Source organism: Maribacter sp. Hel_I_7 (genome assembly GCF_000688315.1).
GTDB classification, from domain to species: domain Bacteria; phylum Bacteroidota; class Bacteroidia; order Flavobacteriales; family Flavobacteriaceae; genus Maribacter; species Maribacter stanieri.
In genome coordinates, this window is the sequence record NZ_JHZW01000003.1 from 1,989,190 (window position 1) to 2,002,820 (window position 13,631).

Below are 13,631 nucleotides of genomic sequence, written 5' to 3' on the forward strand. Positions count from 1 at the left end.
TACATATCGGTTAGTTTTTTTATCAATTCTAAGACTTTAAGTTTATCCACCAAAGTCATCAAAACGTATATGTTCATCAGGGATACCGAAATCTTCACCCATTTTCTGAACTGCTTTGTTCATCAACGGCGGTCCACAAAAATATAATTCAATATCTTCTGGAGACTCATGAAGACTTAAGTAGTTATCTATAACACAATTATGTATAAAACCTACGAAACCATCTCCTGGTGCATCAATATTTTCTTTTACCTTCCAATTATCTTCTTCTTGTGGTTCAGATAATGCTAAGTAAAATTTGAAATTCGGGAACTCTTCTTCCAATTTGTAAAAATGATCTAAATAGAATAATTCTCTTTTAGAACGACCACCGTACCAATAAGTAACTTTTCTTTTAGTCTTTAATGTTTTGAATAGGTGATATAAATGAGAACGCATTGGCGCCATACCTGCACCACCACCTACATATAACATTTCAGAATCTGACTCATTGATGAAGAATTCACCGTAAGGTCCAGAAATAGTACAATCGTCACCTGGTTTCAAATTAAAAATATAAGATGAAGCCACACCTGGGTTCACATCCATCCATCCATTTTTTGATCGATCCCATGGCGGAGTAGCAATACGTACATTCAACATAATTTCTCTACCTTCTGCAGGAAAAGATGCCATTGAATATGCTCTTTCAACCGTTTCTGGATTCTTCATTACCAAAGGCCAAAGGTTAAACTTATCCCACTCTGCTTGAAATTTATCAGTAGTTTCATGCTCTTCTGGGTGCGCTGTTATATCAATATCTGCATATTTTACTTCGCACTCAGGAATCTCAATTTGAATATAACCACCTGCTTTGTAGCCCATATCTTCTGGAATTTCAACTACAAATTCTTTAATAAAAGAAGCTACGTTATAATTACGAACCACTTTCGCAGGCCATTTTTTAATACCAAACACCTCTTCTGGAATGGTGATTTCCATGTCTTGCTTCACTTTAACCTGACAGGCTAAACGTGCACCATGGTTCAATTCTTTCTTAGAAAAGTGTGGTGTTTCTGTAGGTAAAGCTTCGCCACCACCAGAAAGTACATGACACTCACATTGAATACATGTTCCACCACCGCCACAGGCAGATGGTAAAAATACTTTTTGATTACCTAAGGTTGATAACAAAGATCCACCAGAAGCTACTTCAATTTTCTTCTCTCCGTTAATAGTAATGGTAACAGGACCAGATGGAGAAAGTTTTTGTTTAGTAAACAGAAGTAATGCCACTAACACCATTAAAAGTATTAGAAATGCGACAACGGTTATTACTATAGTTCCGCCAGTACTTGCAGCTAAAATCATGTTTATTTATTTACGTCGTTATAAGAAATAACTTTTTCGTCAATTTCTTTGTTCTCTTCTACTACTATCTCTTCTTCTGAAGGTGTTATTACCTCTGGTTGTAAAACTTGGTTAACTTGTTCGTTAGCCTCTTCTGCATCATCACCGCCACCGGTTAACATACCTCCAAAACTTTGAAAGCCAATACCCATTAAACCAGTAATAATAAATGTAATACCCAAACCTCTTAAGGGAGCTGGAACATTACTATATCTAATTTTCTCACGTATAGCAGCAATTGCTAAAATTGCCAAGAACCAGCCAATACCAGAACTAACACCATAATTGAATGCTAAACCTAATGTTTCAATTTCTCTAGCTTGCATGAATAAAGAACCACCAAGAATTGCACAGTTAACCGCAATCAACGGTAAGAATATACCCAATGAGTTATATAAAGAAGGTGAGAATTTCTCAACTACAATCTCTACCAATTGTACCATTGTAGCAATGGTCGCAATAAATAAAATAAATGATAAAAAGCTAAGGTTGTAATCGGCATACTCAGGACCTAACCAAACTAAGGCACCGTCTTGCAATAAATATTTATCTAACAACCAATTCATTGGTACAGTAACCGCCAATACGAATATAACAGCAGCACCTAAACCAACTGCAGTAGCCACTTTTTTGGATACCGCTAAATAAGAACACATCCCCAAGAACACGGCAAATACCATGTTATCGATAAAGATGGACTTAAAAAATAATTCTACATGTTCTAACATAATTTCTACTTAAATGTCTTGTTAATTCTCTTCTACAAGTGCTGGGTTTCTTGAGCGTTGCACCCAAATTATAATACCTACAACTATTAATGCTGCTGGCGGTATAATCATAAAACCATTATTTTCATATCCCGTAGAATATAAACCAGTTTTCATAATTGGATCACCCAAAACCGGATATCCAAAAAGTGTACCTGAACCTAAAAGTTCTCTAAAGAACCCTACGATAACCAAAATAACCCCATAACCTAAAGAGTTTCCAATTCCGTCCAAAAATGAACGCCATGGTCCGTTCGCCAAAGCAAATGCTTCAAAACGACCCATTATTATACAGTTCGTAATAATTAGACCAACGAATACCGCTAAGGTTTTACTTAATTCATATTGATATGCCTTAAGTACTTGATCCACAATAATTACCAATGTAGCCACAACAATAAGTTGTACAATAATTCTAATTTTTGAAGGGATAATGTTTCTCATTAATGAGATTACCACGTTACCCGCACCTAAAACGAACATTACAGAAACAGCCATCACCAAAGATGCCTTTAACTCTGCCGTAATAGCTAACGCAGAACAAATACCTAATACCTGAATGGTAATAGGGTTGTTATCGGCTAACGGATCCGTAATAAGATTTGTATCTTTTTTTGATAGTAGTGCCATATTACTTTGCTCTAATTGTTTCTAAATAAGGTTTATATAATTTAACAGTTTCTCTTATCATAGCAGAAACACCGTTACCTGTAATCGTAGCACCCGCTAAGGCATCTACTTCATTATCATCTTTAGTTTTATTTAAAGGATCATTATTACCCTTTGCTACATCTATACCTGCGTATTGTGTACCATTTAAAATAGTCTCCCCTTTAAAATCGTCCATGAAATAACGCATTTTAATGTTGGCACCTAAACCAGGTGTTTCCCCTTTATGGTCAAAATACACACCTTGAACCGTCATTGTATCGTCTAAAGCAATGAAACCCCAAATGGCATCCCAAAGTCCTTTACCATACATAGGAATGATATAAAACTTCTTACCATCTTTTTCTCCTATAAAAACTGGTAATTTGTAATCTTCACCTTTTTTGATATTAGCTAGTTGCTTTTTTAAATCAATTAAATAAGCCTCATTATCCTCGGTAATCTTGTCACCTTGTATTACCAATTGCTCTTTAATATAACTTGCAAACTCTTCTTCTACTACATCTGTAGGAATAAAATTTACACTACCGGCATCATCGCCATTTTCATTAACACCCATTGCGTAAAGAATGTTTTGTTGTTTTTCAAAACGTTCGTTCTCCTTAATATTAGGACGCAATGCTGAGGCCAAGAATGCTAGTATCGAACCAACTACCACAACCATAACAGCAGCAAATACTACTGTATAAACGTTACTATCTGTTTTATTAGCCATAATTAAACTGTTTCAGCTTTAAGTTCTTCTGCCTTACCATCTGAATCTTTTGGATAGATAGTGGCATTTTTTAATCTGTTCATTCTTCTCTTAATATTACCCCTTACAACATAATGATCAATTGTTGGTGCAAATACATTCATCAAAAGGATAGCCAAGAAAACACCTTCTGGATACGCAGGATTAAATACACGTATCATTACAGATATAAAACCTATAAAGAAACCATAGTACCATTTACCCTTGTTTGTCTGAGAACCTGTAACCGGATCTGTTGCCATATATACAATACCAAAAGCAAGACCACCTACGATTAAATGTTTCCAGAAATCGAAACTCATCAATCCGTAAAACTTACTTGATTCGCCAACCCATCCAAAATCAACTACTTGATTGAATATTAAGCCCATTACTAATGAACCGATAACAGCACTCAACATTATTCTCCAGCTAGCAATTTTTGTAAAAATCAAAAACAAACCTCCCAATAGAATTAGAAAAGCTGAAGTTTCACCTACTGAACCCGGAATAAAACCAAAGAACATATCTGAAACTGAATAAGTCATTTCAGCACCTTTGTTCTGTGCCAAGTAACCTAATATTGTTTCACCTGAAATTGCATCTACATTCGCACCTGCCAAAATTTCTTCTGAACGCTCACGTGCACCATAAACCCATACTTTATCACCACTCATCCAAGTTGGATAAGCAAAGAACAAAAAGGCTCTAATTGTTAATGCAGGATTAAGGATATTCATTCCCGTTCCTCCAAAAACTTCTTTACCGATAACAACACCGAATACTACAGCTACCGCCAACATCCATAAAGGTGTATCAATAGGAACTATTAATGGCACCAACATACCGGTAACCAAATATCCTTCTTCTACTTCGTGACCTTTTTTAACAGCAAAAATAAATTCTACTATAAGACCAACCCCGTAAGAAACAACAACTAATGGCAATACCTTAATAATACCGATCCAAAAGTTATCCCATGTAAGGAAATCGTTCATTAAAGAAAAATCTGCCGGAAAACCATTTATAGCAGAAAAATGCTGATAACCCGCATTGAACATAGAGAATATTAACACTGGTATCAGTGCCATTATTACCGTATTCATGGTACGTTTTAAATCATCCGCAGATTTTACATGTGTACCACCTGCATGAGTGGTTTCATCTGGAGAAAACAAAAAAGTATGAAAGGCATTAAAGGCAGGAGCCATTTTCTTACCCTGATACTTTAGTTTAAGTTCGTGTAATTTACTTTTTAAACTCATTTCTTATCCTATTTCTTTTTGCAATAAATCTAACCCCTCGCGAATAATCTTCTGGTGCGGTTGTTTAGAAATACATATAAACTCAGTTAACGAAAAATCTTCTGGAGCTACTTCATACAAACCTAATTGCTCCATTTCATCCAAATCTTTTACCATACAAGCTTTTAAAAGTTGCATTGGAAAAATATCCATCGGAAAAACTTTTTCATATTGTCCCGTTACTACGAAAGCTCTATGCTCTCCGTTAGTATTGGTATCTAAATCATATTTTTTATTAGGCTGCATCCAAGAGAACGTTAACGCTCTAGTAGCAGAGATTTTATCAAAAACCGGTTTATTCCAACCAAACAATTCATAATCATCTCCTTCTGGAATAACCGTAACCGTATTATTATAGAAACCTAAGTAACCATCTGGCTTACTTTTAGAACCTGTAAGAACATCACCGTTTATAACCCTAAAATTTTCTTCATTTACTCCACTAGCATATAAAAAGGTAGAAATCTCAGCCCCTATTTTAGTAGTGTAATATTTAGGCGCTTTAACAGAAGACCCCGCAAGAGCAATAACACGCTCGGCATTGAATTTTCCTGTCATCAAATAATCACCTATGATAATTAAATCTTGAGGAGTTACCGTCCAAACTAATTCACCCTTATTTATAGGATCTATTTTATTTATTTGAGTTCCTACCAAACCTGCTGGATGAGGACCTGAAACGTTATGTAACTCAATACCTTTCATAGAAGAAAGAGGTGAACTTGCTGAACCAACAGAAACATGAACCTTTCCTGGCGTTAATTTGCCCAATGCAGTAATTGCCGTTTGCAATTCTTTTTCTTTACCCTGTAATACGTAATTCAAATCTGCCTGTAACGGCCCGCTTGAATAACCAGAGATAAATATAGACTTAGGAGTTGTATCAGGATTAGCCACTACATCATAAGGTCTTTGCTTAATAAATGGCCAACAGCCACTTTTTAGCAAAGTTGCCTTCAGCTCTTCCTTAGACACCTTCTCTACATCTAAAGCTGCACCTGAAAATGCCTCTTGTGTTTTATCTGCTAATATCTTTAAAGTCAAAATACGTCTTCTATCCCCTCTTTCAATCTCAATAAGCTCACCACTTACTGGAGAAACAAAAAGCATGCTTTCCATGTTTTTGTTATAGAACAAAGGCTCTCCCGCTTTCACTTCGGCGCCTTGCTTTACCATCATTTTAGGAGTAATTCCGTGAAAATCACTTAATTGTATAGCATAAACATTACTTAAAACAGCTTTAGAAGTAGTCTGTTCTGCGGCGCCCACAAGATTAATGTTAAGCCCTTTTTTAATTCGAATGTCTTTTGACATGTGCGTATAGACCTTTAGGTTATCAAAATTTGAGCAAATTTAAGTACAAAAACTTCGTTTTCATAATTATTGTCCCATAATTTAGACATTAGAACGAGCTATATTTTTTAGGCATCGTTTTTGTTTACCTTTACTTAAAAAATACGGGGTACAATGCGCATTTTCTTCAAACATTTTATTTGTCTATTATTTTTGCAAAATTTAGTTGCCCAGGTTCAAGTAGAAGTAAATCCACCAAATAACATAAAGTCCATCATCTTTAAAGGACCTACAGAAGACCAATTTCCTGTTATTAAAATCGGGGAACCTATTTATTTAGAATTCGATGACCTTTTGGCCAATGAGCAAGACTATTACTATAAGGTTGTTCATTGCGATTATGATTGGACCCCGTCTTCGTTATTAAAATCACAATATCTAGATGGTGTAGATAACCAACGAATTACAGATTACGAGAATAGTTACAGCACATTACAATCCTACTCTAATTACCAACTAACCATACCTAATGACAATGTCAGGTTAAAAGTTAGTGGCAACTACCTGTTAGAAATCTACAATAGTGATGATGATCTACAGTTTTCAAGAAGGTTTGTAGTTTACAAAGACATTGTTTCCGTTTCTACTTCAGTAAAACGTTCTAGGGACTTTAATTTTATCAATGAAAAGCAGGTGGTTCAATTTAGCATCACCTCCGGATCATTAAGGTTGATTAACCCCAAAAAGGAAGTAAAAGTAGCCATACTTCAAAATCATTATTGGGGTACTGCCATTACCAATATAGCACCGCAGTACACTATGGGTAGCGAATTAGTTTATAAATACGATCAAGAAACGGCTTTTTATGGTGGTAACGAATATTTGCTTTTTGACACAAGCGACCTAAGAGCGCCAAGTTCACAGATCTCAAGTATAGACCTTACCGACCTTTATAATCATTATTTATTTTCCGACGGATTTAGAAATGACAAAGCCTACACCTATTTTCCTGATATTAACGGTGATTTTGTCATAAGAACTCTACAAGGAGATAACGCTTCGAGAGAAGCGGAATACACCAATGTTTATTTTAGTCTTCCATATACCGAGTTTATAGCTCTTGATGATGTTTACATTTTTGGCAAATTCAACAACTACGCTCTTACCGATGAAAATAAGATGGTGTACAATGAAAAAACCGGTATGCTAGAAGCTAAATTAAAAATGAAACAAGGTTTCTACAATTATAAATACGCTTTAAAAAATGGAGAAAAAACTAAGCTGAACGAGGTAGACGGAAATTTTCATTTTACCGAAAACAACTATTTGGTACTGGTATATTACAGAAATTTTGGAGACATGTACGATAGTATAATAGGTATTGGCTCTGCCAACTCTAGAAATATCACCAACTAGCTGTATATTCGCGTTTTTCATTGATTCATGGAAAACAAACCAACTATTCAACCATCAGGAAGATTTAAACTGCGATATAGAGGCGTAAATTGCCTTAATTGTGGGCACCCATTAGAATTAAGCGATAAATACTGCCCTAATTGCTCGCAAGCTAACAGCACCAAAAAACTCACTTTAGTTGATTTTTTTGAAGAATTTCTCGCCAATTACCTTTCTTACGATTCTAAGTTATGGCGTACACTTGCCGCCCTGCTCTTAAGACCAGGTAAAATTACCAATGAATATATCTCTGGCAAACGACTTTCATACACCAACCCCTTTCGTTTTCTATTAAGTCTAGCCATAATTTACTTTTTAATAATAAGTTTCAATAGTGAATTTGAATCTTTCAATAAATTTGGCTCAGGAAACAACAGCCCTATTTTTAATCTTGACACAGAATTAAATAAGCTTGAATTTGATAGCGAGCAAGAAAAACAAATAGCTCTTGCCCAATTAGATTCCCTAAAAATTAAAAGGTTTATTACCAATGGAATAAGCCAAAGTGATTCTACCCTATTATCTAACCCAGAATTATATTTCCAAAAAATAGATTCAGGCGGAATAGCCGAAAGATTCGCTGAAAAAATTCAATTTTTTAGCACCGTTATAAAACACGATACCATAAATTATTTTGAACAGGGCGTCACTAAATTCAATTTACCGAAAGCAAAGGAAAATGAAATGGCATTTAACTTAGCTAATAGTTTATCGGATATTGAAAGAAGACCGGGTTCATTTTTAAATTCTCTGATCTCAAAACTTCCAATTACCACATTTTTCTTTCTTCCGTTCTTTTCTTTCTTCATTTGGATGGTCTATATCAGAAAAAAATATACTTATACCGATCATTTAATCTTTAGTTTCCACAATCAATCATTATTATTTATCTTGCTCATTGTTAGCAATTTGATTAACGCTTTGTTCAATATTGGTAGTGAAGGATTATTTATTTTAATATTCGCAATCTACCTTTATAAAGCAATGCGAAATTTCTATCAGCAAGGAAGAGTTAAAACTGTTATAAAGTATTTTCTCCTAAATACAATATTTTTTATCTTAGGGGGTATTGCGATAACAATATTAATCGCTGCAAGCGTATTTACATATTAAATATGATGATAACACAGGTCACTAAAGGCATTAAAATATCGGTTCAGACAACTTTTGAAGGCACGTTCTTTAAAAATTACAAAATGCATTATGCATTTGGGTATACTATTACCATTGAGAATCAAAGTAAAGATGCTGTTCAGTTAACCTCTCGTCATTGGAAAATATATGATTCTTTAAATGATATGGAAACCTTAGATGGTGAAGGTGTTATAGGTACAAAACCTGTAATTCAACCTGGGGATTCTCACACCTATAATTCTGGCTGTCTTCTAACATCACCAATAGGTGCTATGAAAGGTCATTATAATATGGTAATCATAAATAACGCCGAAAAATTCAGGGTCTACATTCCTACTTTTAAATTTAGTGCACCTTTTGCCCTAAACTAAATCCTTTTACCTTTTTTATAGTTTTTAGTCCAACACCCTTTTAGTACCTTTGGTCAACTTTTTAATTTAAAAATTTTGACAATGGGTAAAGGATTTTTTCAAGTTCCTACAGCATTTAACGAACCAATTAAAAGCTACGCTCCTGGATCTCCAGAGAGGGAAGCGGTTTTGGAACAATACAAAGCATATTTCAACGATACGGTTGATGTACCAATGTACATTGGATCAGAAGAGGTACGTACAGGCAATACTAAGCCTATGTCACCACCGCACGACCACAAGCATATTGTAGGTACTTATCATACCGCGGAGAAAAAGCATGTGCAGTCTGCAATAGATAACTGTTTAACTTCAAGAGATGCTTGGGCCAACCTAACTTGGGAACAACGAGCGGCTATTTTCCTTAAAGCGGCAGAGTTAATTGCAGGCCCTTACCGAGCAAAAATTAACGCAGCGACCATGATTGCGCAATCTAAAAATATTCACCAGGCAGAAATAGATGCTGCGTGTGAATTGATTGACTTTTTACGTTTTAACGTAGAATATATGTCTCAAATTTATGAGCAACAACCAGATTCTGCAGAAGGAATATGGAACAGAGTCGAATATAGACCATTAGAAGGTTTTGTTTACGCAATTACCCCATTCAACTTTACCGCTATTGCAGGTAACCTACCTGCAAGTGCCGCCATGATGGGTAATGTAGTTGTATGGAAACCTAGTGATAGTCAAATATTCTCTGCAAAAGTAATCGTAGATATCTTTAAAGAAGCTGGTTTACCTGACGGAGTTATTAATGTTGTTTATGGTGACCCAGTAATGATTACCGAAACGGTATTGGACAGCCCTGATTTTGCTGGTATACATTTTACAGGTTCTACACACGTATTCAAAGAACTTTGGAAACAAATAGGAAATAACATTCATACCTACAAAACCTATCCAAAAATTGTTGGTGAAACTGGCGGTAAAGATTTTATTCTTGCACACCCAACGGCTAACCCAAAACAAGTGGCCACAGCTATTTCTAGAGGGGCATTTGAATTTCAAGGTCAAAAATGTAGTGCTGCATCAAGAGTATATTTACCGAAATCTACTTCAAAAGAGATTTTAGAATATGTTAAAGCTGATATTGCATCATTTAACAAACCAGGTTCTCCTGAGGATATGAGCAATTTTATAACCGCCGTAATTCACGAAGGTTCTTTTGATAAATTGGCAAAATACATCACCCAAGCAAAAGAGGACAAGAATGCAGAAGTTTACGCAGGTGGTTCTTTTGACAAGTCTAAAGGTTATTTCATTGAACCTACAGTTATCTTAACTACAGACCCTAAATACACAACTATGGAAACTGAATTATTCGGTCCTGTTGTAACTATTTATGTTTATGATGACAAAGAATGGAGCGAAACATTAAAATTAATTGATGGCACGTCTGAATACGCACTTACAGGTGCTGTTCTTTCACAAGATAGATACGCTATTGATGAAGCTACTAAAGCCCTGCAAAATTGTGCAGGTAACTTCTATATCAATGACAAACCTACTGGCGCTGTTGTTGGACAGCAACCATTTGGTGGAGCAAGAGCTTCTGGAACAAATGACAAAGCTGGTTCCGCACAAAACCTTTTACGCTGGGTATCTCCAAGATTAATTAAGGAGACATTTGTTACTCCAGTTGATTACAGGTATCCATTTTTAGGATAAAACATTTAAGAAGGCCGAATTCATATTCGGCCTTTTTTATTGACTGTACTCAATAATTATAGTACATTACTCTAATAAATTTTGATTTTCACTCAACTTAAAACCTCAACTATGAAAAAGTTACTAGTAATTACATTCTTATTTGTTGGATGTTTTTCTTATGCACAAGAAGAATTAACACAAAACACAATTAAAGCAGTTTTAACAGGTAATCAAGCCCAAGTAATACAACTTGCCGAAGCATTCCCAGAGGACAAATATGACTGGAGACCTGCTGAAGGCATCAGTTCTGTTGGCGAAGCTCTTTTGCATGTAGCAGGCGGAAATTATTTTCTTGCCTCTAAACTAGGCTTTGCGCCACCTGAAGATGTAGATGTAATGAATTTGGGTAAAATCACAGGAAAAGAAAACATCATTGCCGCTCTTAAAAAATCTAACGATTTTGTACTTGAAAACATTACCAAAGTAGAAGATGGTAGTTTAAATGAAGAAGTTGATTTCGGGTTTATGAAATCTAATAAACTAGGTGGTTTATTAGCCATTATGGAACATAACGGCGAACATAAAGGTCAACTTATTGCCTACGCAAGAACAAACGGTGTTGTACCACCATGGAGTAAATAAAAACCAAATTCAGATTAAAAACGCCCAAAAACTACTTAGTAGTTATTGGGCGTTTTTTTATTATTTCAAAATAAGAGCCGGTGTTACAAACAATATCAATGTAAATTTAACGTTAATAAATTGTAAACTAATGAAGAATTTCCGAAATTCATAGTTCATTCAAAATCAACTTCTTATGAAAAATTCTAAAACAAGTACTCAATTAAGCAGTTTTTATATGTTAACCTGGAATTCTATTAAACTATTTGTACAGAAATACAGAAGAGCTTATTACCAAGCATTTAGCATCTAAATTCAACTTAGTTAGGAGATTTCTCTAGCCTTTGTATTTCAAGGGTAGGTAGACCATTTTCTTTGTTTCAAAAAAATCCTCTTTAAAGTAATCGGTCAAATCAAAGATTTCCGCTGTTCTATAGTCTTTCAATTCATCTTTTAAATCTCCACCTTTTAGATAAAGTATTCCATTTCTTATGGAATGTGCTGACTCCTTTTTGATTTTACCCTTAATCCAGTGCACGAATGTAGGCATAGCAGCCACTGCCCTACTTACGATAAAATCGAACTGGCCAGGTATTTCTTCAACTCTTGCATTAATAGTGGTTACGTTAGTGATTCCCAATCCCTCTACAACTTCATTAACCACTTTTATTTTTTTACCGATGGAATCAACTAAAGTAAAGTGTACTTCAGGAAAAAAAATGGCTAAAGGAATTCCCGGAAAACCACCACCCGTACCTACATCAAGTACAGTTGAACCATCTTTAAACGCTATGAATTTAGCTATTCCAAGCGAGTGTAAAACGTGTCTTAAATAAAGCTCATCTATATCTTTTCTTGAAACTACATTAATCTTTTGGTTCCAATCTTTATATAGTTCCTCTAATTTTATGAAGTTTTGTTTCTGATCTTCAGATAAATTGGGAAAATTTTCAAATATGATTTCAGCTGTCATCCGTATATTTGTAAAGTAGATATTATTAGTATATTCACTATTGCAAAGATTTAGCTTTTAATTAAGCTATCAAACTATTATACATTCAATTACATCATATTAAGTAAAAGATTACCGAATTATGGAACAAAATAGCATTCGCTTTCCAAGAACAGATTCTGCAAAGTTTTTTAAAACTTTAAATAGCAGAGTTAACGATTACTTTAAAACCAATAAATTAAAAAAGACAGGAAATTGGAAACTACACCTTAAGACAGTGGTTATGTTCGCTCTTTTTCTTGCTCCTTATTTTTTGATTTTAACTTTAGGTCTACCTAATTGGGCAAACGTATTATTAACCATTGTTATGGGTATCGGTATGGCCGGTGTTGGTATGAACGTAATGCACGATGGTAACCACGGGGCTTATTCTAACAAAAAATGGGTAAACAAACTAATGGGAAGCAGTATATACATTCTTGCCGGTAACGTTTACAATTGGCAAGTACAACACAATGTACTACACCATACGTACACTAACATACATGAACATGATGAGGATATGGAAGCAGGTAGAATTCTACGTTTCTCTAAACATGCAGAATGGAAGAAACACCATAGGTTTCAACATTTCTACTCCGTACTTCTTTATGGGTTGCTAACTTTTAATTGGGCAATTACTACAGATTTTCAGCAAATGTATCGCTACATGAAACGTAAATTATCTTACGGTAAATTACCTAGCGCTAGATTGAACTGGAGTACACTTATCGTTACCAAGTTATTATATATTACTATTTGGATCGTACTACCAATGTTAATTTTAGATATTGCTTGGTGGAAAATTTTAATTGGATTCTTTTTAATGCATTATGTAGCTGGCGTAATATTAAGTGTTGTTTTTCAACTAGCACATATTGTTGATGACGCAGACACACCTTTACCAGACGAATCTGGAACAATGAAAAATACTTGGGCTATTCACCAACTTTTTACTACCGTTAATTTTGGTACAAAAAATAAAATCGTAAACTGGTTTACTGGTGGATTAAATCACCAAGTAGAGCATCATATATTTCCTAACATTAGCCATGTACATTACACAAATATTTCTAAAATTGTGAAACAAACAGCACAGGAATTTAATTTACCATATCACGAGTATAAAACTACTAGAAAAGCTATAATTTCGCACTTTAAACATTTAAAAGAATTAGGCAAAGAGCCTACATTACAATACTAGAAATCAAT

The 13,631-nt window shown here is 34.7% G+C and carries 13 protein-coding genes; 6 read left to right on the plus strand and 7 right to left on the minus strand.

Translation table 11 applies throughout. The features are described 5' to 3' along the window. Window positions 1-42 precede the first annotated feature (42 nt). Genes nqrF through P178_RS0120305 form a run of 6 tightly spaced genes read right to left on the minus strand, consistent with a single transcriptional unit; the run spans window position 43 to window position 6,176 of the window. The gene (nqrF, locus tag P178_RS0120280; RefSeq protein WP_027067957.1) at window positions 43-1,350 is read right to left on the minus strand and encodes an NADH:ubiquinone reductase (Na(+)-transporting) subunit F; all 1,308 of its coding nucleotides are present in this window, start codon (window positions 1,348-1,350) and stop codon (window positions 43-45) included. 2 nt (window positions 1,351-1,352) lie between these two features. Then, complete coding sequence (gene nqrE, locus P178_RS0120285) at window positions 1,353-2,117, minus strand: NADH:ubiquinone reductase (Na(+)-transporting) subunit E (RefSeq protein WP_027067958.1); 765 nt, start codon at window positions 2,115-2,117, stop codon at window positions 1,353-1,355. Between the two features lie 21 nt (window positions 2,118-2,138). Beyond that, window positions 2,139-2,786: an NADH:ubiquinone reductase (Na(+)-transporting) subunit D gene (locus P178_RS0120290; RefSeq protein WP_027067959.1), complete on the minus strand. Its 648-nt coding sequence runs from the start codon at window positions 2,784-2,786 to the stop codon at window positions 2,139-2,141. Between the two features lies 1 nt (window position 2,787). Then, entirely contained in the window at window positions 2,788-3,540 is a 753-nt protein-coding gene (locus P178_RS0120295) for a Na(+)-translocating NADH-quinone reductase subunit C (RefSeq protein WP_027067960.1), read from the minus strand. 2 nt (window positions 3,541-3,542) lie between these two features. After that, complete coding sequence (locus P178_RS0120300) at window positions 3,543-4,823, minus strand: NADH:ubiquinone reductase (Na(+)-transporting) subunit B (RefSeq protein ID WP_027067961.1); 1,281 nt, start codon at window positions 4,821-4,823, stop codon at window positions 3,543-3,545. Window positions 4,824-4,826: 3 nt separating this feature from the next. Further along, window positions 4,827-6,176 (minus strand): Na(+)-translocating NADH-quinone reductase subunit A, encoded by a 1,350-nt coding sequence (locus P178_RS0120305; RefSeq protein ID WP_027067962.1) that lies wholly within the window; start codon window positions 6,174-6,176, stop codon window positions 4,827-4,829. A gap of 192 nt (window positions 6,177-6,368) precedes the next feature. Here P178_RS0120305 and P178_RS0120310 point away from each other — a divergent pair, with 192 nt between their 5' ends. The 5 genes from P178_RS0120310 (at window position 6,369) to P178_RS0120330 (ending at window position 11,449) form a co-directional block, all read left to right on the plus strand. Next, complete coding sequence (locus tag P178_RS0120310) at window positions 6,369-7,571, plus strand: DUF5103 domain-containing protein (protein WP_410477210.1); 1,203 nt, start codon at window positions 6,369-6,371, stop codon at window positions 7,569-7,571. Window positions 7,572-7,598: 27 nt separating this feature from the next. Continuing rightward, on the plus strand, window positions 7,599-8,723 hold the full coding sequence (locus tag P178_RS0120315) for a DUF3667 domain-containing protein (protein WP_027067964.1): 1,125 nt from the start codon (window positions 7,599-7,601) through the stop codon (window positions 8,721-8,723). Between the two features lie 5 nt (window positions 8,724-8,728). Next, the gene (apaG, locus tag P178_RS0120320; RefSeq protein WP_027067965.1) at window positions 8,729-9,115 is read left to right on the plus strand and encodes a Co2+/Mg2+ efflux protein ApaG; all 387 of its coding nucleotides are present in this window, start codon (window positions 8,729-8,731) and stop codon (window positions 9,113-9,115) included. A gap of 81 nt (window positions 9,116-9,196) precedes the next feature. Continuing rightward, complete coding sequence (gene pruA, locus P178_RS0120325; RefSeq protein WP_027067966.1) at window positions 9,197-10,825, plus strand: L-glutamate gamma-semialdehyde dehydrogenase; 1,629 nt, start codon at window positions 9,197-9,199, stop codon at window positions 10,823-10,825. Window positions 10,826-10,936: 111 nt separating this feature from the next. Beyond that, entirely contained in the window at window positions 10,937-11,449 is a 513-nt protein-coding gene (locus P178_RS0120330; protein WP_027067967.1) for a DinB family protein, read from the plus strand. A 316-nt stretch (window positions 11,450-11,765) separates the two neighbouring features. Here P178_RS0120330 and rsmG read toward each other — a convergent pair whose 3' ends face one another. Continuing rightward, window positions 11,766-12,401, minus strand: a complete 636-nt coding sequence (gene rsmG, locus P178_RS0120335) for a 16S rRNA (guanine(527)-N(7))-methyltransferase RsmG (RefSeq protein ID WP_027067968.1) — start codon at window positions 12,399-12,401, stop codon at window positions 11,766-11,768. 121 nt (window positions 12,402-12,522) lie between these two features. On the opposite strand from rsmG, the gene P178_RS0120340 reads away from it, so the two are divergent. Beyond that, a complete protein-coding gene (locus P178_RS0120340) occupies window positions 12,523-13,623 on the plus strand; it encodes a fatty acid desaturase family protein (RefSeq protein WP_027067969.1) in 1,101 nt (366 codons plus the stop codon). Window positions 13,624-13,631: the final 8 nt, after the last annotated feature.